The following is a 19,248-nucleotide window of genomic DNA, read 5'->3' on the forward strand; positions in this document are numbered from 1 at the left end:
GGTGCAGAGTGTACCGCATGCGCCTGCCTGCTCCGTTGTAACAGGCCAGTATCCGTAACCTCTGTATCCTCGGGACAAAGACCATAAGGAGGGCTTTTGCATGGCAAGAGAAAGCTTCGAGTTTGACGGTGGACAGGGCCAGCGGCTCTCGGGTGTGATCGAGAACCCGCGTGGGGAGCCACGCGGGTGGGCGGTGTTTGCCCACTGCTTCACCTGCGGCAGCCAGTCGGTGGGGGCGGTGGCCATCAGCCGTTCGCTGGCCGCACGCGGCATCGGGGTGCTGCGATTCGATTTCACCGGCCTGGGGGAAAGCGAGGGTGCGTTCGGCCGGGATGGCATCGGTGGAGATATCGAAGACATCAAGGCGGCGGTGCGGGCCATGGATGAAAGCGGGCGATCCGTCGCGCTGCTGATTGGCCATTCCCTGGGTGGGGCAGCCGTTCTCCATGCCGCCGGCGACCTGGATGGTGTGCGGGCAGTCACCACGCTGGGTGCACCCGCGGACCCGGCCCACGTGCTGCATCTGCTGGGTGATCAAAGGGACACGATCGAGTCGGAAGGGGTGGCGGAAGTGCATATCGGCGGCCGGCCCTTCAACATTCACAAGGGCTTCATCAGGGGCATGGAGAACCGTCCATGGAGGGAGCGTATCGCGGCGCTGCGTAAACCCCTGCTGGTGATGCATGCCCCCCTGGATGACATCGTTGAGATTGAAAATGCGGCCGAGATCTTCCTGGCGGCCAAACACCCCAAGAGTTTCGTTTCGCTGGATGAGGCGGATCATCTTCTCAGTCGACGACGGGATGCGGACTGGGCGGCGGAGGTCATCAGCGCCTGGTCAGGACGCTATCTGACAGCGGGCAATGTTGGGGATGAAGTGGAGCGCGGAGTGGAGCCGGGCGAGGGGGTTCGTACCATCACGCAGGGTAGCGGCTTCCTCAGTCATGTCCGTGCAGGCCGCCATTCCCTGATTGCCGATGAGCCGGCCAATGTTGGCGGAAGCGACCAGGGGCCAACGCCGTATGATCTGCTCGGCGCGGCTCTTGGCAGCTGCACGGGCATGACCCTGGCCATGTACGCCCGCCACAAGCAATGGTCACTTGAGCAGACGGACGTACAGGTCAGCCACGATCGGATTCATGCCCGGGATTGTGAGGACTGCGAGAAGGAAGAAGGCAAGGTGGATCGCTTCACCCGTACCATCCGGATAAAGGGAAAGCTGGATTCATCACAGCGGCAACGCCTGCTTGAAATCGCGGATCGCTGTCCCGTTCACCGCACTCTGGAGAACGAAATACGGATCGAAACACGCCTGGATGAAGCTTGAGCGGATAAAGGGCGGGATGCGCTCGCACACCCCGCCCGTCAATCCGGTTACTTCTCCATACCGCTCTCAACCACGCGGTTGATCTTCCACTGCTGGGCAGCGGAGAGAATGGTATTCACCGCCCAGTAGAGAACCAGACCGGCCGGCATGAAGATGCCAATACCAATCAGCATCAGGGGCATGAGCATCAGCATCTTCTGCATCATGGGATCCGGCGGGGGCGGATTCAGCTTCTGCTGGAAGAACATGGAGGCACCCATGATCACCGGCAGAATGTAGAAGGGATCCGGTGATGACAGATCCTGAATCCAGAGCATCCAGGGTGCGTGACGCAGTTCGGCCGATTCCAGCAGGCACCAGTACAGGGCGATAAAGACCGGGATCTGAATCAGGATGGGCAGACAGCCGGCGGCCGGATTGACCTTTTCCCGCTTGTACAGCTCCATCATCGCCTGGTTCATCTTCTGCTTGTCGTCCTTGTAGCGATCACGGATGGTCTGCAGTCGGGGCTGTAGCTTGCGCATGCGCGCGATGGATCGACCACTGGTTTCTGACAGCTTGTAGAAGGCCAGCTTGATCAGGACGGTGAGAAGGATGATGGCCCAGCCCCAATTGCCCACAACCTTGTGGATCCAGCTGAGGGCGATGAACAGCGGCTGGGCGATGATCCACATGATGCCGTAATCCACCACCCGTTCCAGATTGGGGGCGGCTTCACGCAGTTCACGCTGGATCTTGGGGCCGAGATAGAAGGTCTGGTTGAAAGTGAGGTTCTCTCCCGGCTGAACACGGGCGGCGCGCTGATCCGCCATGCCGATCAGATAGCGATTGGCACCCCGATGCCGGGTGTAGTAACGCACGGCATGATCCGGGCTCTGTGGGATCAGGGTAGCCACGAAGTAGTGTTCCACCATGGCCGCCCATCCACCCTGGACGTTGAGCTGCAGATTCTGGGAGGCCAGATCCGAAAAGCTCAAGCGCTCATACCGATCACCATCATGGTAGGCCGGACCATTATGGGAGAAGGTGGAAGGGTTGAACATGGAACGGGAGATAAGTGGGTCCGTCCGTTCGATCTGCACGAAGCTGCCACCGCGCCATTCCCGTTCGCCCCGGTTCTCCAGGCGTTGTTCCATCTTTACCTGATAGCTGCCCGGCAGGAACTTGAAGGTGCGATACAGACGCAGGCCCTGTTCGGACTCCCAGACCAGACGCACTGCCTTGCCCGCATCCTCATTGCCCGCCACTTCTTCACCATCGGCATTGATGGACCATATCCGATCCTGACGGAAGGGAATGGTACGAGGGATGCTTTCGGAGTCACCGGCAGCGATCAGTCCCGGCTGGAGAACGAATAGGCGCTCCTCACGGCTGTCCAGCAGACGAACCGGCGCTTCCTGATCCAGATCCTCGCGGTAGTCCAGCAGGTCCAGTTCCAGCAGTTCGCCACCCAGCGTATTGATGACGGCTCGCTTGGAGGCGGTGACTATCTCGATGCGCTCACCCTCGACACGCTCGGGGAGGTCGTCGATGACGGGGGCCTCATCGTCATCCAGATCCGGGCGCGGGGCATCGGGTGCCTCGTCCGGAGTCGGCACATCGTCATCGACGAAACGTTCCTCGGCCTGTTCGGTGACGGGCTCCGGGCTGTCATCGAAATAGGCGTTCCACTCCATCCAGGTCCAGAAGGCGAGGATGGTCAGGGCAAGCAGCAGGAAAAAGCGTTGGTTATCCATGATGTTTGTGTCGGCAACTTTCCGGGACCGGATCAAAGCCCCCCTCCGAGAAGGGGTGACAGCGAAGGATGCGGCGCACACTCAAGCAGCAGCCACGCAGGGCGCCGTGAGTCTGAACCGCCTCCATGGCGTATTCGGAACAACTGGGATGGAAACGGCAGCACTGCCCGAACAGGGGACTGATCAGGACGCGATAGCATTTGATCAAGAAGATGAAGAAGGCGCGCATTGCTTCATCAGCCGCTGCCAGTGGTGTGTCAGGCTCTCGAACAACTGGGCATTGTCTGCCCGGCTGGCCTGGGGCTGGCTCATCACCACGATGTCGAGACCGGCCAGCTGGGCCTTGTGGTGACGAAAGCTTTCCCGTACCAGACGTTTCAGGCGATTTCGTGTAACCGCGGAGCCTGAATGGCGGCGGGAAATCGCCATGCCCAGACGGGCCTGATCGAGACCGTTTGTCCGGGCCAGAATCGTGAAAAAGCGGTCTTTCGACCGCTTTCCCCGGCGGAAGACCTGCCGGAAATCATCACCCTGATTCAGGCGTACGCAGGGCGGGAAGCCCCTTTCCCCGGGTACGGCCATATCGACCCTCAGGGGGTCAGGCGAGCGCGGCCCTTGGCGCGACGGGCTTTGAGCACCTTGCGGCCGCCCTTGGTGGCCATGCGGGCGCGAAAGCCGTGAGTCCGTTTGCGACGCAGATTGCTGGGCTGAAATGTTCTTTTCATGGCGATGATCCAGATGTTGCCGTGTTGGCCGGGCCGTGCACCGCACGCGGTCTTGTGGGGCCCGGTCAGGGAAGCGGCGAAATGTAGCGCGATGACCCTCGCATGTCAAGCACTGCAAGCTGTGGATAAGTAGCCTCGGGAGGTATAAACTGCGGGGTTCGCCGGGCTTCCCGGCAGCCTTTTCCGCACTCAATTTTTCGGCGAACTGGAGTACTCGGTGAGCGACTCGCTTTGGCAACGCTGTCTCGATCGTCTGGCCAGGGATCTGAGCGAACAGGAACTCAACACCTGGATCCGCCCCCTGCAGGTGGCCGAAGAGGGCGATGCACTGCGCCTGCTTGCGCCGAACCGCTTCGTGCGTGACTGGGTGCGCGACCAGTTCCTGGAACACATCCGCATGGCCGTGACGGACCTGGCCGGCGACGGCGGGCCCCGGGTCTCGCTGGAGATTGGCAGCGCGGGGCGTGCGCCCCGGCGCAAGAAGAGCGATTCCACCGAGGCGCCGGCGCAGACTCCCGAGGTGGTGCTTGGAAGCCGCCTGGTCGGCGAGCATACCTTCGAGAATTTCATCGAGGGCAAATCCAATCAACTGGCCCGGGCGGCGGCTCGCCAGGTGGCGGAGAATCCGGGCAAGGCCTACAACCCACTGTTCATCTATGGCGGCGTTGGACTGGGCAAGACCCATTTGATGCACGCCGTCGGCAACCGGATTCTGGAGGACAACCCTCGCGCCCGCATCGCCTACGTGCATTCCGAGCGCTTCGTCGGCGACATGGTCAAGGCGCTGCAGCACAACACTATCAATGAATTCAAGCGCTTGTACCGGGGGCTCAATGCCCTGTTGATCGACGACATCCAGTTTTTCGCCGGCAAGGAGCGTTCGCAGGAAGAATTCTTCCACACCTTCAATGCCTTGCTGGAAGGTCAGCAACAGGTCATTCTCACCTGTGACCGCTACCCGAAGGAGGTGGACGGACTCGAGGAACGGCTCAAGAGCCGGTTCGGCTGGGGGCTGACGGTGGCCATCGAGCCGCCGGAACTGGAAACCAGCGTGGCCATCCTCATTCGCAAGGCTGCTCAGGATGGCGTGGTGCTGCCGGACGAGGTGGCCTTTTTCATTGCGCAGCGCATTCGCTCCAATGTGCGTGAGCTGGAAGGCGCACTGAGGCGGGTCATCGCCACCAGTCGCTTCACCGGTCAACCAATTACGATGGATTTCACCAAGGAAGCGCTCAAGGATCTGCTGGCGCTGCATGAGAAACTGGTGACCATCGACAATATCCAGAAGACGGTGGCCAATTATTACAAGATGGGCATGAAGGACCTGCTGGGCAAGCGCCGCAGTCGGGCCATCACGCGGCCCCGCCAAGTGGCAATGGCGCTGGCCAAGGAGCTGACCAACCACAGCCTGCCGGAAATCGGTGAGGAATTCGGTGGCCGCGATCACACGACGGTATTGCACGCCTGTCGCAAGGTGAAAGAGCTCAGGGAGACGGACACCAAGATCAGCCAGGACTATCAGAACCTGTTGAGAACCCTGACGACTTGATGTGTACAAGCTGTGGATAAAATCGAGCGGCGGATTTTGTCCCATGTTATCCACAGTTTGTCCCACGCCCGTTCAGGCGATGGTAACGGTGTTCGTCGATAGGATTATACGAAGCAAGATACTGATATTAAAAGATAAAAGTATTTTATCCACAAAATCTGGCAGCCCTAGCAGTAACAACAGGTTTTATATATTCACTTAATCTTTTAAACCGTAGGCCAGTGGACAACAGGGTGGAAACATGAAATTCCAACTCAACAGAGACCAGTTGCTCAAACCCGTTCAGGCAGTCAGCGGGGTGGTGGAGAAACGTCAGACCATGCCGGTGCTCGCCAACATCCAGATCACGGCGGAAGATGGCCGTCTGACTTTTACCGGTACCGACCTGGAGGTCGAACTGGTGGCCGAAGGTCTGGCGGAAGTGGAGGCACCCGGCGAGATCACGGTGCCGGGTCGAAAACTGCTGGATATCTGCAAGGCGCTGCCAGACGGGGCCGAGGTCAAGGCGGAGCTGCAGGGCGAACGGATGATCATTCGCTCCGGCAAGAGTCGCTTCACCCTGTCCACCTTGCCCGCAGCCGAGTTTCCGGTGGTGGAAGACATTCAGGTTCAGCGACGCTTCGAGATTCCTCAGGGAATGTTGCGTGATCTGGTGGAGAGCACCCAGTTCTCCATGGCGCAGCAGGATGTGCGCTATTACCTCAACGGCCTGATGCTGGAGGTAACGGACAATCGACTGCGAGCAGTGGCGACCGACGGGCATCGCCTGGCTCTCGCTGAACGGGAAGTGGAGTTGTCCGATGTGGGTACGCACCAGGTCATCGTGCCGCGCAAGGGCGTGCTGGAATTGCAGAAGCTGCTCTCGGATCAGGACACCCCTGTTGAAGTGGCATTGGGAACCAATCACCTTCAGGTTCGCGTGGAGGGTCTTCAGTTCACCTCGAAGCTGATTGACGGCCGCTTCCCGGATTACGAGCGTGTGATCCCGCGGACTGGCGAAAAGGTGGTGGACGCCGAACGACTGCGGTTGCGGGAATCCCTGCAGCGTGCCTCGATTCTTTCCAACGAGAAGTATCGGGGTGTGCGGCTGGAGCTGGTGCCCAATGCCCTGAAGATTCAGGCTCACAACCCGGAGCAGGAAGAGGCCGAGGAAGAACTCGAGGTTGGATTTGACGGTGAGGGCATGGAGATCGGCTTCAACGTCAATTATCTGCTCGACGCCCTGGCCGCGCTGGACTGTGAACAGGTACGAATCGATCTAATCGACGGAAACAACAGCTGTCTGATTCGGGATCCGGGCCGGGATGACTGCAAGTATGTGGTCATGCCGATGCGGCTCTGATTGGCGGCGGTCGACAGGAATGCAATGACACTGACTCGCTTGCGCCTGCGGGACTTCCGCTGCTTCGAGCAGCTGGACTGGTATCCCGGGGAGCGCTGGACGCTGATCAGTGGGGAGAACGCCTCGGGCAAGACCAGCTTGCTCGAGGCGATTTTCTTTCTGGGCCGTGGACGCTCCTTCCGTACGGCACGCAATGAAAAGCTGATCCGTACCGGAGCCCAGGCCTTTGAGCTGGTGGGGGACATTCATTCGGATCGCAACCACCGGCTTGGCGTGCGCCGGGCGGCCAGGGAGTCGAGGTGGCGGCTGGACGGGCGTGACCTGAGGCGGATGGCCGATATTGCCAATGTCTTCCCGGTGCTTTCGATCGATACCGGGGCTCAGGTGATGATCGAAGGCGGGCCGGAGAACCGGAGGCGTTTTCTGGATTGGGGTTTGTTCCACGTGGAACAGGGGTTCATGCAAGTCTGGCGCCGCTACCGCCAGGCGCTGGCCCAGCGGAATGGTGCAATACGGGGAAGGCTGAATGAGCGTGCCATTGCCACCTGGGATCAGGCGGTTGCGGATGCCGGTGAACAGCTGGACGCCTGTCGCCAGCGACAGGTCAGGCGGTTGGCCGGGGTCTTCGAAAGCATGGCGGCGAGTGCGCTAGGTGTCGATGGGGTGGTCTTGAGCTATCAGTCCGGCTGGAAGGAAGGTCTGCCACTGGCGGAGGCATTGCAGCGAAACCGCGCATCCGATATCCGCATGGGGCATACCCTGTCCGGACCGCATCGCGCTGAACTCCAGATCCGCGTTAAGGGTGCGCCGGCCCGGGAACGGGTCTCGCGAGGGCAGCAGAAGATGCTTGCGGCCTGCCTGTTGCTGTCCGGTGCCCGTGTGTTCGAGGAGGAGCGCCAGCGCGGGGTGGTGGTGCTGGTGGACGACCTGCCATCAGAGCTGGACAGAGTCCACGCCGCCCGCTTTGCCGAGCTGCTGGCGACCGTACAGGGTCAGTGCTTCATTACCGGCATCGAGTCCGAACGGCTCGTCAGCCTGGCTCCGGAAGGAAGTACCTTGTTCCACGTGGAACAGGGGGGACTCGTTCCGGTTCAGGCGTGACAGTCAGGCCCCTCTCCAGCACCACCGGCACCGTCACCAAAGCGCTTGGCGTTACCCGAATGCAGGGTTGTTTTCTGTCGCCCGGGCACCCGCGCGGTTCCACGTGAAACATCCTCTCAGTCCCGTCGCAAAAGACCGTCCCTGAGCTGCCGTCAGGCCCGGGAGACTGGTATACTGAGCCATTTACACGGCAGTGGGTTGACCCTATGGCGAGTGAGCCGACATACGATTCCAGTAACATCAAGGTACTCAAGGGCCTGGAGGCGGTACGCAAGCGTCCCGGCATGTACATCGGCGACACTGATGACGGCACCGGCCTTCACCACATGGTCTTCGAGGTGGTCGATAATTCCATCGACGAAGCCCTGGCGGGCTACTGCACCGAGATCGTCGTCGAAATCCACGCCGATGAATCCGTTACCGTTCGGGATGACGGGCGCGGCATCCCGGTGGATTGGCATGAAGACGAAGGGCGAGCTGCGGCCGAAGTCATCATGACCGTTCTCCATGCGGGTGGGAAATTCGACGACAACTCATACAAGGTCTCCGGCGGTCTGCACGGCGTGGGGGTCTCCGTCGTCAATGCCCTGTCCGAGCACCTGGCCCTGCGCATTCAGCGGGAAGGCCGAATCTGGGAACAAGAGTACCGGGACGGTGAACCGCAGTCGCCGCTCAAGGATGTGGGCCCGACTGAGCGCACCGGTACCGAGATTCGCTTCAAGCCCAGCGCGGATATCTTCACGGAGCTGGAATTCCACTACGACCTGCTGGCCAAGCGCCTGCGTGAGTTGAGCTTCCTGAACAGTGGTGTTCGCATCGTCCTCCGGGATGAGCGCAGCGAAAAGGAAGACGTGTTCGAATACCAGGGCGGCATCCGCGCCTTTGTCGAGCATCTCAACCGCAACAAGAACCCGCTGCATGAGACGGTTTTCTACGTCACCGCCGAGCGTGATGACGTCACGCTCGAGCTGGCCATGCAATGGAATGATTCCTTCCAGGAAAATGTCTTCTGTTTTACCAACACCATCCCGCAGCGTGATGGCGGGACCCATATGGCAGGCTTCCGGGCCGGCCTGACCCGAACCCTCAATGCCTACATCGAATCCGAAGGCCTGGCCAGGAAGGAAAAGGTGGCCACCACCGGGGACGACGCCCGCGAGGGTCTGACCGCTGTACTCTCGGTCAAGTTGCCAGATCCCAAGTTCTCCTCCCAGACCAAGGAAAAACTGGTCTCCTCGCAGGTGAAGGGTGTGGTGGAAGGTCTGCTGAACGAAGCCTTGCATGACTTTCTGCTGGAGTATCCACAACAGGCCAAGGCCATCTGCAACAAGGTGGTGGATGCCGCCCGGGCGCGGGAGGCTGCACGCAAGGCTCGCGAGATGACCCGCCGAAAGGGTGCGCTCGATGTGGCCGGCCTGCCCGGCAAGCTGGCGGACTGCCAGGAACGGGATCCCACCAAATCAGAAATCTTCATCGTCGAGGGTGATTCCGCCGGCGGCTCCGCCAAGCAGGGCCGTGACCGCCGTACCCAGGCCATTCTCCCCCTGAAGGGCAAGATTCTTAACGTGGAGAAGGCCCGTTTCGACAAGATGCTGTCCTCGGTCGAAGTCGGCACCCTGATTACGGCCCTGGGCTGCGGCATCGGCAAGGAAGAATTCGACCCCGACAAGCTTCGCTACCATCGCATCATCATCATGACTGACGCGGATGTGGATGGCTCCCATATCCGCACCCTGCTGCTGACTTTCTTCTATCGGCAGATGCCGGAGCTGATCGAGCGCGGCCATGTCTACATTGCCCAGCCGCCGCTGTACAAGATCAAGCGCGGCAAGCAGGAGGTGTACCTCAAGGACGACGCCGAACTCGATGCCTATCTGCTGCACACGGCACTGGAGAAGGCCGAGTTGCATGTAAGCCCGGAAGCTCCAGCCATCAGCGCCGAAGCGCTGGCGGAACTGTCCGACGCCTACATGGGTGTCCATGCCATGATCCACCGCAAGGCCCGCCGCTATGACGAGAACGTGCTGCGCCGGATGGTCTATCTGCCCACGGTCGGATCGGATCGCTTCAACGACGCCAGCTGGATGGAAGATTGGCGCGGAAAGCTCGAAGAAGCCGTGCAGAGCCAGACCGAGGGCAGCCGTTATCGCATTGAACTGGCGCACGACGCCGAAACCGGGGCGGTGACCGCCATCCGGGTTCTGAGAACCCATCACGGCATCACCTCAGAAAAGACCATCCAGCCGGAGTTCTTTGAATCAGCGGATTACCTTTCCATTGCCAAGCTTGGTGAGCGCATGCAGGGGCTGCTCGAACCGGGTGCCTACGTGGCTCGCGGAGAGCGTCGCCAGATCGTGACGGATTTCTCCGAAGCGATTGAATGGTTGCTTGAAGAATCCAAGCGCGGTCAGCAGATTCAGCGCTACAAGGGCCTGGGTGAAATGAACCCGAACCAGCTCTGGGAGACCACCATGGACGAACACAACCGGCGCATGCTGCAGGTCCAGATCGAGGATGCGGTGGGCGCTGACGAGATCTTCACGACCCTCATGGGTGATCAGGTGGAGCCCCGTCGAGATTTCATCGAGAAGCACGCCCTGGACGTGGCCAATCTGGATATCTGAGAAAGTTGTTGTTTGAGTAGATTGGGAGCCGCCCCCTTTGGGGGCGGTTTTTTTTGCGCCTGGGGTGATTTATGTAACGATATGTGAAACGTAATTTATATTTAAGTTAGCGTTTTGCGGTTATCCTTTTTTCGACAACGACAACGACAACGACAACGACAACGACAACGACAACGACAACGACAACGACAACGACAACGACAACGACAACGACAACGACACAAATGCGTCTGGAACGTATTTGAACTCGCGCCCGCGCGAGGCCCCGACCAGCGGGAGGGGTAAGTCTCATGGATGAGACGAATAACGACACAAATGCGTCCGGAACGCATTTGAACTCGCACCCCGTGCGAGGCCCCGATCGAAGGGAGGGGTGAGCCTCAGGACGAGACGAATCACCGCTCTGGAAAGGGTCTTGGTGGCCCTGCCCAGAACCGTGGGAAACAGGGGTGTTTCCCTCGAGCCTACAGGGACGTATTCACGGCGTGTTCTGGTCAGGGCCACCAAGACCCGCCCCGGCAGCCATGCCCGAATTTCCTCCCCGCTTTTCCGTCAAACAAAAAAAGGCCGCAGCGGGTGCTGCGGCCTTTGGTCTGTCGAATGACAGGCTGGATCAGCGATCCACGTCCTTGCCGGTAATGAATACGTCCTTCCAGGACGGTGGATTCTCGGAGGGCTTTATCTCCCCGCTCTTCAGGCGACGGATGTACTCCTTGTACGCCTTCATGGCCTTGTGACCGAAGAAGAGCATGATGGGGATGTTGGCCCAGAGCATCACCCCGGTACCGATGGTGGAGAAGTTGTTGATCTCCTCATCGGTCGTGATCAGCCCCAGAGTCGCCACGATGATCAGCGCGCAGAAGGCGAACTTGTACGGCAGCACCGCCCGTTCACCGGCCAGGAAAATCACGCCCTGTTCGCCGTAATAACTCCAGGCAATCATGGTGGAGATGGCGAACAGCCATACGGCAATGGTCACCATCCACATACCCAGCCCGGGAATGACGCTGTCAAATGCCTGTGCCGTCAGCGTGGCACCCGGGTAGCTGACATAGACGCCCATGTCGGTGTGTTCTGGCCGCTCGGCCGATGTCACGGTGGCCCAGCTCACATGCAGCTGGCCGTTCTCCTCGAAGATCTCACCGTAGACCCGGTGATAGGGCATGTCGGTGGAGGGGTTGGTGCTGCCGCGCACGACCATGAAGACATTCTCGTTACCGCTCCAGTCACCGCGAACCAGGTCGCGCTCGGGCAGCGGCGTGGTGCCCAGCGACCAGAGGTTCTCCTCGGCACTGATCTGGGTGATCTCCGGAACGGTATCGAAACGTCCTTCGGCATCGCGGTTCCACGTGCCGGTGGTCAGAATCACCATGGCCGTCAGGGTGCACACCACGATGGTGTCGATGAAGGGGCCCATGGCACCGACGACGCCCTCGCGGACCGGTTCGCGTGTCTTGGCAGCCGCATAGGCAATCGGGGCCGAGCCCTGACCGGCTTCAGAGGAAAACAGGGCGCGCTGCATACCGATCAGCAGAGCCATCCCCATGCCGCCACCGATGAAGGCGCCGGCCGCTTCCTGCGGATTGAAGGCGGAAACCACGATCAGCGTCAGGGTTTCCGGAACCACCTGCCAATTGGCGCCAATCACGATGAAGGCGGAAATGAGGTAGATGATGACCATGATTGGCACCAGTTTCGATGCCACCTGGCCGATGCGCTTCACGCCACCAATGATGACCATGCCAACGACAACGGCCAGGATGATGCCGGACAGAACCGTCGGCACGCCGAAGTAGGCATTGGTGATCTCACCCACGCTCCAGGCCTGGAACATGTTGCCACCGGTGATGGTGGAAACCAGCAGCGTGATACAGAAGATCGCGCCGATGGTCTTGCCCAGCCAGCCCAGGGAGGGTTTCACCTCGGCCAGGCCGCGCGAGATGACCCACATGGGGCCGCCATGCGGATTGTCCGGATCGTCCATGTTGCGATACAGCATGGACAGGGTGACTTCCGTCAGCTTGATGGCCATGCCGACGATGCCGATCACCCACATCCAGAACACCGCGCCGGGACCACCGAGGGCCACCGCAAGCGCGACACCGGCGATGTTGCCCAGGCCGACAGTGGCCGAAAGCACCGTGGAGAGCGCCTGGAAATGGCTGATCGCGCCCTTGTCGTCCTTGTTGTCGTAGCGGCCGGTGAGTACGGCCGGACCGTGCGTCAATGCACGATACTGCGAAAAGCCACTCCAGATGGTGAACAACACACCCGTGGCGAGCAGGACGAACAGCACATTCTGATGCCAGATGACATCACCAATGGCTGCCATGGTCTGGTTGAAGCTATCCATTTAGACCCCCGAGGTCTGCAATCACAGTTGTCGACGCAGGCATTCGCGCCGTCGGAAAAGGTCGGCCAGGTAAGCGTTGACCGAAAAACGACAGCGCAACATGATGGCGGCAACGGCCGCCGCCCGCAAGTTGTCTTGACGCAACGGGCTTCTCGGCCCAAAAGACCCTTTACCAATGTCGTCCCCAAAGTTGACGCCGCGCAAGCTTTTCCACCCTCCAGACGCGCCCACCAGCCCGACGCCGCCTAACCGCCCGGCGCTCCCCGACTTTTTTCGAAGAACCCAGAAAAAACGGGGCCCGAAGGCCCCGTTCCAGAACACAGATGCTGCCGCGTTACACCATCACCGCTCCACGATGGCGGTCACGCCCATGCCGCCGGCTGTGCACACGGACAGGAGTACTCGGCCGGAGCCCTTCTCCTTGAGCAGTTTGCCCGCCGTGGCCAGTACCCGCGCCCCGGTGGCAGCGAAGGGGTGGCCGAGGGCAACGCTGCCGCCCTTCACGTTGAGCTTGTTGCGGTCGATGCTGCCCAGCGGTTTGTCCAGGCCGAACTTCTCCTTGCAGAACTCGGCAGATTCCCAGGCCTTCAGGGTGCAGATGGCCTGGGCCGCGAAGGCCTCGTGGATTTCGTAGTAGTCGAAGTCCTGCAGCGTGAGGTTGTTGCGCGCCAGCAGGCGGGGGACAGCAAACGCCGGGGCCATCAGCAGGCCCTCGCCCTGGACGAAGTCCACCGCGGCCACTTCCACATCCGCCAGGTAGGCCATCGGCTCCATGCCCCGGGACTTGGCCCATTCCTCGGAGCCGAGCAGCACCGCGGCGGCGCCATCGGTCAGCGGCGTGGCATTGGCGGCGGTGATGGTGCCCTTGCCGGACTTGCGATCGAAGGCGGGCTTCAGGGTGGCCATCTTCTCCAGGGAGCTGTCCGGACGCACATTGTTGTCTCGCTCGGCGCCTCGGAACGGCGTGACCAGGTCATCGTAGAAACCATCCTGCCAGGCCTTGGCCGCCTTCTGGTGGCTCTCGTAGGCCAGCTCGTCCTGCTCCTTCTGAGTGAGACCGAATTCCTTTGCCATCATCTCGCAATGCTCGCCCATGCCCTTGCCGGTGCGCGGCTCACCCACACCCGGAAAGGCCGGCTTGAAGTGCCGGGGCCGCAGCTTGAGCAGGGCCTTGATGCGCTGACCGGCGGAACGCGCAAAGCGCATTTCCATCAGGATTCGCCGGTACTCCTCATTGACGGTGACTGGCACGTCGCTGGCGGTATCGGTTCCGGCCGCAATACCCGCCTCGACCTGTCCGGCAGCGATCTTGAGGCCAATCAGATTGGCTGCTTCCAGACTGGTGCCGCAGGCACGGGTGACGTCAAAACCGGGGGTGTCCGGGTGCAGATCCGTTCCCAGGACGGACTCTCGGGCAAGGTTCCAGTCCTTGGAGTGCTTGAGCACGGCGCCGAGGCTCACGTCGCCGAGTTTTTCGCCCTTGAGCTGACAGCGTTCCACCAGGCCCTGCAGGGCCGCCGTGGCCATGTCCTGGTTGCTGGCCGAGGCGTAATTGGTGCCAACACGGCAAAAGGGGATGCGATTGCCACCGAGAATGGCAACACGGCGCATGGTTCTCTCGCTCATGGCGAAAACCTCCTGAGAGCGGTTGATAGGCTGACTCTACTGATGCCGAGCATCATGCCACAACCGCAGAACCGAGTCGAACAACCGTTTGAATTCTGTCCTAGCCACACCTCGTCTTGCCGGGTCTCGTAAAAGCGGGAAAATGCTGGCAGGCTATGGACGCTCTGTTTGATTGGGGAAAACAGCAAGCTATTCCGCGCAAAGGGACGTCATTGCACTGCCATCCTGCATGCCAGCAGCAAGTACATTGAAACCCCTCTATTCCTCCTGTCGGAGGTGAAGCGCCTATTGTCCCGTCGGAATCAGCCATCGACAGATTGTTCTTCAAGGGGGCCGCATGGACATAAAGAGGAATTCGGGCCGGGGAAAGCGCAGGGGACAGGCCTTGTGGGGATCCCTGCTCACAGGCCTGCTCGCACTCGTCATCGTCGCCGTCTGGCTGCTCAATCGGCCCCCCGCCATCAACGAGGCCGACATCTGGACCGGCCGTGTAAGCCAGGGTGAACTGCTTGCTGAAGTGACGGCCACCGGACAGCTGGTGGCACCGGAGATTCGCGCGGTGACCAACCGCAGTGACGGCGTGGTGGAGCAGGTGCTGCTCCTGCCCGGGGCCGAGGCCGACACCGATACCGTCCTGATCGAGATGTCCAGCCCCGAGTTGCTGGATGACCTGGCCCGGTCCCGTTGGGCGCTGGAAGCCAGCCGCGCCGATGCCGCCCGCGAGCGGGTGGAAACCGCCAACGAATTCCTACAGCTGGAAGCCACCGTGGCCAATGCGGAATCCGAGTACCTGGGCGAGCGAATGGAGCTCGAGGCCTTGGAAGAACTCGAGGCGGAACAGGTTGTGTCGCAACTGGAAGTGCATCGTACCCGCCTGCGAGTGGAAGCCCTTCACCGCCGACTGCAGGCTGAGCAATCACGCCTGAACCGATTTGATGAACTCCAGACCGCGCGGGAAGAGGCCACGGCCGCGCAGTTGTCCGAGCGCCGGGCCGAAGTGGCGCAGCTGGAGGAGCGGGTCCACTCCCTTTCCGTTGCGGCCGGTTTTGCCGGCGTGGTGCAGGAAATCAATGTGGAAGAAGGTCAGCGCCTGACCGCCGGCGAGGCCGTCGCACGCATCGTCAATCCGGAGATGCTGATTGCCCGCTTGCGCGTGCCCGAGCGGCGGGCCGGCGAGCTGATGCTGGAGATGCCGGTTCGCATCGCGGTGGGCGGCCATACCCTCGAAGGCCGGATTCATCGAATCGATCCCACCGTCCGCGAGCGCCGGGTGGAAGTGGACGTGACCCTGCCCAATGAACGCCCCGGCAATCTACGCCCCGATCTCACCGTGAACGCCCGGGTAGAGGTCGCCCGCCTGGAAGACACCCTCTACATGCCGCGTCCGCCCTGGGCGGACCCGGACAGCAGTGCCGTGGTCTTTGTGGTCTCCGGGAGTGAGGCGCACCGTCGCGAGGTCCGATTCGGCCAGGCATCCAATACCGAGATCGAGGTGCTCGAAGGTCTGGTCCCGGGTGAGCAGGTCGTGCTGCCAGACATGTCGCGCTGGCAGGATCACGCGCGCCTCAGGATCAACTGATCAACATTGAAGGGAGGGAAGCATGAGCAAGGACATTCTCATTCGCATGCGGGGCATCACCCGCGTCTACACCACCGAGGAGGTGGAAACTCATGCCCTGGGGGGGCTCGATCTGGATGTCGCGCGTGGGGATTTCCTCGCCCTGGAAGGGCCATCGGGCTGCGGCAAGTCCACGCTGCTGTCGATTCTCGGTCTGCTGGATACACCCACCAGCGGTGAATATGAGCTGGCCGGTGTGCCGATCCACGAGATTGATGCCGAGGAGCGGGCGCGCCTGCGCAACCAGGAGATCGGCTTTATCTTTCAGAGCTTCAATCTGATACCGGAAATGACGGTCGCGGATAACGTGGGCCTGCCTCTGACTTATAGAAAAGGCGTGTACGCGAAAGAACGCCGGGAGCGGGTAATGGCCTCACTCGAGCGCGTCAACATGGAACACCGGGCCGGGCATTTCCCGGGCCAGTTGTCCGGTGGCCAACAGCAGCGTGTGGCTGTCGCCCGCGCCCTGGTGGGTGGGCCCTCCCTGCTGCTGGCCGACGAACCCACCGGCAATCTGGACAGTGAAAACGGCGAAGCCGTGATGCGGATGCTGGATGAGCTGCATGGCAATGGCGCCACCATCGTCATGGTGACCCATGACCCGCGTTATGCCTCCCAGGCCGCCCACCGCCTGCCCATGCTGGATGGCCGTATCGCCGAACGCGACGCCGCCTGAATTCAAGACAAGGGAGAGACAGGATAATGTTGGGGATCAGGGATGACCTGCTTCACAGCTGGCGTGTCTACAGCCGCACGCCGTTTCAGTCCGCGCTGGCCATCACCACCCTGGGCGTGGCCATCGCGTTTGCCACCGCCTTCTTCAGTCTCTACAGCGACCTGGCCTTACGCACGCTGCCGGGCGTGGACGATTCGCGCCAGCTGGTGGCTCTGGGTTTGAGTGAAGGCGACAGTTTCGATCTGCTGACTACCGGTATAAGTGACCACATTGCCGAACAGGCCACTTCCCTGGCAGCAGTGGAAGGCTATCAACTCACCCAGTTTGAGCTGGAAGCACCGGAACATCCCGAGCGGGTGACGGCCGGCGGCGTCACGGATGCCTACTTCGAAAAGCTCGGCGTCCGGATCCGGCATGGGCGCCCCCTGGAAGAGACAGACAGCGACGGCCATCTCGCGGTGATCTCCCACGATCTTGCCCTTGCCCTGTTCGGCGCGGCCGACGCGGCTCTCAACCAGGAGCTGCAGTTCCACGACAACAGCTGGCGGATCATCGGCGTTACCGAGCCGGGCTTCGACGGGCTGATCCGGGGCCGGACACAGGATCTATGGATTTCCCGCGAGATGCTGCTCACCCAGGTCTGGAGTGTGCCTGAGCAATTCTTCCATCAGCTGCCCATGCAGGCCATCGGCCGTCTCGCCAGCGGCGTGTCCCCGGCGGCGGCGGCTGTCGAAGTGCGCAACATTGCCGCGGACCTGCCCAGCGAACTCCACGGCCGCCTGAGGGGCCAGTCCATTCGTGTCGCCCCGGAGCTGTCGGCGGATCCGGGCGCCTATCGGGCGGCCCGCCAGCAGCTTCAGCTCATGGCCGGCGCCGCCGTGCTGGTTGCGCTAATAGCAGCAGGCAATCTGGGCCTCTTCCTGCTCGCCCGGGCACCGGCCCGCCAGCGGGAGATGGCACTGCGCCTGAGCCTGGGCGCCACACGCGCCCGCCTGGTCCGCCAGCTGATGACGGAATCGTCCGCGCTGGTGATGCTCGGTACCGTGCTCGGAGTCCTGCTCTCCCTGTGGCTGGCCGTGGCGTTGCGGGGTCTGCCGCTGTTCGATGGCGGCAGCTTCCTGGCTCAGGGAATGGACTGGCGGGTTCCCCTGTTCGCCTTTACCCTGGCCCTGCTGCTTGCCTTTGCAGTCGGTCTGGTTCCCTCACTCGGCATGGCCCGGGCCTCCCTGGCGGAGTACAGCCGCGGGCGTCGCCGTTCCACCGGCCCCCGTCACATGATTGCCACCGCCCAAGTGCTGTTGGCCGTGATCATTGTCGCCGGTGGCCTCTTCGCCCAGCACAGCCTGATGGCGGGCCTGGCCCTGGATCCCGGCTATGACAGCGAGGGGCTGCACGCCATCGAGCTTCGGCCCGCTGCCGACTTCGCCACCCTTCACGCCGATGCCGAAGAGGTGGCCGCCTTTCGCGAGGAGATCCGCACGCGCCTGACCGCGGCTGGCAACATCAAGGCGATTGGTTTTGCCTCCACCCGCCCCGGCGGACGCAATCTTGTCTATCACGCCATCCACACCACGGAGGATCTGGAAACCCAGGTGCCCGGTATCTTCAGCGGCTGGGATCGGGATGTGATGGAGATGATGGATATCCGCCTGATTCATGGCCGCTATCCCGATGCGGACGCGCCGCAGGAGGTCCTGGTGAACCGACACCTGGCCGAGGTGTTCTGGGGGCGCAGCGATGTGATCGGTGAACATGTGGAGCGCGACAGGCGTGCCTGGGGTGGCGGCAGCAGCAACGAGGCCGACCCGCATGAAATCGTCGGCGTGGTGGAGGACGTCCATTTCGGCCACCCGCGGGAGCCCATGCGTCCGATGGTCCTGAGCGGCCGGGACAGCCCCTTCATCATGGCCGACATTCTGGTTGACGGACAGGTCAGTCGGGAACAGGCGGAAGCGGCACTCGATGACTTTCTCAACAGCTACTCGGTGCCGCTTCAGGTGCAGGCGGTCAACAGCCTCAGCGACCAGCGCCGCGAACTGTTCGCGCAGGACCGTTCCCGGGCCCTGCTCACCGGCCTGGGCGCCATCATCGTGCTGATCATGGCGGTCCTGGGTTTCTACGGGACGCTGCGCTTCCTGATGGACTCCCATCGATTCGAATTCGCGCTCAATGCCGCGCTGGGCGCCGGACCCGCCAGTCTGTACCGGAGTGCCATGTCGACGGGGCTGGTCCTGGCCTTGCCCGGTCTGCTGCTGGGCCTGCCCGCCGCCACCATCGTCATCGCCTTGCTCAGTGATTACCTGGGCGCGGTGGATGCCTTGGCACTGCCCTCGGTGTTGGTGGCTGTAGCGCTGCTCGCCCTGGCGCTGTTACTGGCCATTCATCCCATCGCACGTCAGGCCGCCCGGCGCGATCCGGGGCCGGCCTTGCGCAGCGATTGAGCGCGCCTCAATCTTTCAGCCCACACCACCAGCCAGGGAGCGCCAGCACATGGCCATGCGCGAGCCGGCCGCGCCTGGCTACGAGCTCATTGAGGAGCGGCGGTAGCCGTAGAATATTCACAGCGGCGCT

General features: G+C 61.7%; 14 protein-coding genes. 8 read left to right on the forward strand and 6 right to left on the reverse strand.

Features of this window, described 5'->3' with window-relative positions:
• Positions 1 to 100: 100 nt before the first annotated feature.
• Complete coding sequence (locus RBH19_RS07700; protein ID WP_306728252.1) at positions 101 to 1,327, forward strand: bifunctional alpha/beta hydrolase/OsmC family protein; 1,227 nt, start codon at positions 101 to 103, stop codon at positions 1,325 to 1,327.
• 47 nt (positions 1,328 to 1,374) lie between these two features.
• On the opposite strand, the gene yidC is transcribed toward RBH19_RS07700, so the two are convergent.
• From yidC to rpmH, 4 genes are read right to left on the reverse strand one after another with little or no spacing between them, the layout of a single operon-like run.
• The gene (gene yidC / locus RBH19_RS07705) at positions 1,375 to 3,063 is read right to left on the reverse strand and encodes a membrane protein insertase YidC (RefSeq protein ID WP_306728253.1); all 1,689 of its coding nucleotides are present in this window, start codon (positions 3,061 to 3,063) and stop codon (positions 1,375 to 1,377) included.
• Positions 3,056 to 3,292, reverse strand: coding sequence for a membrane protein insertion efficiency factor YidD (yidD, locus tag RBH19_RS07710; protein WP_306728254.1), 237 nt, complete (start codon positions 3,290 to 3,292; stop codon positions 3,056 to 3,058). Before yidD ends, yidC begins: the two co-directional genes overlap by 8 nt.
• Entirely contained in the window at positions 3,268 to 3,645 is a 378-nt protein-coding gene (gene rnpA, locus RBH19_RS07715) for a ribonuclease P protein component (RefSeq protein WP_306728255.1), read from the reverse strand. The genes yidD and rnpA overlap by 25 nt, the downstream gene beginning before the upstream one ends.
• 8 nt (positions 3,646 to 3,653) lie before the next feature.
• Positions 3,654 to 3,788: a 50S ribosomal protein L34 gene (rpmH, locus tag RBH19_RS07720; protein WP_253449863.1), complete on the reverse strand. Its 135-nt coding sequence runs from the start codon at positions 3,786 to 3,788 to the stop codon at positions 3,654 to 3,656.
• A 217-nt stretch (positions 3,789 to 4,005) separates the two neighbouring features.
• Between rpmH and dnaA the strand changes: the two genes are divergently transcribed.
• The 4 genes from dnaA to gyrB all read left to right on the forward strand — a co-directional run bounded on the left by dnaA (position 4,006) and on the right by gyrB (position 10,404).
• Positions 4,006 to 5,337 (forward strand): chromosomal replication initiator protein DnaA, encoded by a 1,332-nt coding sequence (dnaA, locus tag RBH19_RS07725; protein WP_306728256.1) that lies wholly within the window; start codon positions 4,006 to 4,008, stop codon positions 5,335 to 5,337.
• A 241-nt stretch (positions 5,338 to 5,578) separates the two neighbouring features.
• Entirely contained in the window at positions 5,579 to 6,679 is a 1,101-nt protein-coding gene (gene dnaN, locus RBH19_RS07730) for a DNA polymerase III subunit beta (RefSeq protein ID WP_306728257.1), read from the forward strand.
• 24 nt (positions 6,680 to 6,703) lie between these two features.
• A complete protein-coding gene (recF, locus tag RBH19_RS07735) occupies positions 6,704 to 7,780 on the forward strand; it encodes a DNA replication/repair protein RecF (RefSeq protein WP_306728258.1) in 1,077 nt (358 codons plus the stop codon).
• 206 nt (positions 7,781 to 7,986) lie between these two features.
• On the forward strand, positions 7,987 to 10,404 hold the full coding sequence (gene gyrB, locus RBH19_RS07740) for a DNA topoisomerase (ATP-hydrolyzing) subunit B (RefSeq protein ID WP_306728259.1): 2,418 nt from the start codon (positions 7,987 to 7,989) through the stop codon (positions 10,402 to 10,404).
• Positions 10,405 to 11,017: 613 nt separating this feature from the next.
• Here the strand turns inward: gyrB and RBH19_RS07745 are convergent.
• Both RBH19_RS07745 and RBH19_RS07750 read right to left on the reverse strand, forming a co-directional pair.
• Positions 11,018 to 12,757, reverse strand: a complete 1,740-nt coding sequence (locus tag RBH19_RS07745; protein WP_306728260.1) for an alanine/glycine:cation symporter family protein — start codon at positions 12,755 to 12,757, stop codon at positions 11,018 to 11,020.
• A 342-nt stretch (positions 12,758 to 13,099) separates the two neighbouring features.
• On the reverse strand, positions 13,100 to 14,383 hold the full coding sequence (locus RBH19_RS07750; protein WP_306728261.1) for an acetyl-CoA C-acetyltransferase: 1,284 nt from the start codon (positions 14,381 to 14,383) through the stop codon (positions 13,100 to 13,102).
• Positions 14,384 to 14,768: 385 nt separating this feature from the next.
• Between RBH19_RS07750 and RBH19_RS07755 the strand changes: the two genes are divergently transcribed.
• The 3 genes from RBH19_RS07755 to RBH19_RS07765 are packed head-to-tail and all read left to right on the forward strand — an operon-like array spanning position 14,769 to position 19,118.
• The gene (locus tag RBH19_RS07755) at positions 14,769 to 15,962 is read left to right on the forward strand and encodes an efflux RND transporter periplasmic adaptor subunit (protein WP_306728262.1); all 1,194 of its coding nucleotides are present in this window, start codon (positions 14,769 to 14,771) and stop codon (positions 15,960 to 15,962) included.
• Positions 15,963 to 15,984: 22 nt separating this feature from the next.
• Positions 15,985 to 16,677, forward strand: a complete 693-nt coding sequence (locus RBH19_RS07760; RefSeq protein ID WP_306728263.1) for an ABC transporter ATP-binding protein — start codon at positions 15,985 to 15,987, stop codon at positions 16,675 to 16,677.
• A gap of 26 nt (positions 16,678 to 16,703) precedes the next feature.
• Positions 16,704 to 19,118 (forward strand): FtsX-like permease family protein, encoded by a 2,415-nt coding sequence (locus RBH19_RS07765; RefSeq protein ID WP_306728264.1) that lies wholly within the window; start codon positions 16,704 to 16,706, stop codon positions 19,116 to 19,118.
• The last annotated feature ends 130 nt before the right edge of the window (positions 19,119 to 19,248 follow it).

The sequence above is a fragment of the Natronospira bacteriovora genome (assembly GCF_030848495.1).
Lineage (GTDB): Bacteria > Pseudomonadota > Gammaproteobacteria > Natronospirales > Natronospiraceae > Natronospira > Natronospira bacteriovora.

Excerpts from the sequence above, each read along its gene's own strand:
- gyrB (WP_306728259.1), top strand. The coding sequence starts at position 7,987 with ATGGCGAGTGAGCCGACATACGATTCCAGTAACATCAAGGTACTCAAG.
- recF (WP_306728258.1), top strand. The coding sequence starts at position 6,704 with ATGACACTGACTCGCTTGCGCCTGCGGGACTTCCGCTGCTTCGAGCAG.
- dnaN (WP_306728257.1), top strand. The coding sequence starts at position 5,579 with ATGAAATTCCAACTCAACAGAGACCAGTTGCTCAAACCCGTTCAGGCA.
- yidC (WP_306728253.1), bottom strand. The coding sequence starts at position 3,063 with ATGGATAACCAACGCTTTTTCCTGCTGCTTGCCCTGACCATCCTCGCC.
- rnpA (WP_306728255.1), bottom strand. The coding sequence starts at position 3,645 with ATGGCCGTACCCGGGGAAAGGGGCTTCCCGCCCTGCGTACGCCTGAAT.
- RBH19_RS07700 (WP_306728252.1), top strand. The coding sequence starts at position 101 with ATGGCAAGAGAAAGCTTCGAGTTTGACGGTGGACAGGGCCAGCGGCTC.
- RBH19_RS07750 (WP_306728261.1), bottom strand. The coding sequence starts at position 14,383 with ATGAGCGAGAGAACCATGCGCCGTGTTGCCATTCTCGGTGGCAATCGC.
- yidD (WP_306728254.1), bottom strand. The coding sequence starts at position 3,292 with ATGCGCGCCTTCTTCATCTTCTTGATCAAATGCTATCGCGTCCTGATC.
- RBH19_RS07745 (WP_306728260.1), bottom strand. The coding sequence starts at position 12,757 with ATGGATAGCTTCAACCAGACCATGGCAGCCATTGGTGATGTCATCTGG.
- RBH19_RS07765 (WP_306728264.1), top strand. The coding sequence starts at position 16,704 with ATGTTGGGGATCAGGGATGACCTGCTTCACAGCTGGCGTGTCTACAGC.
- rpmH (WP_253449863.1), bottom strand. The coding sequence starts at position 3,788 with ATGAAAAGAACATTTCAGCCCAGCAATCTGCGTCGCAAACGGACTCAC.
- RBH19_RS07760 (WP_306728263.1), top strand. The coding sequence starts at position 15,985 with ATGAGCAAGGACATTCTCATTCGCATGCGGGGCATCACCCGCGTCTAC.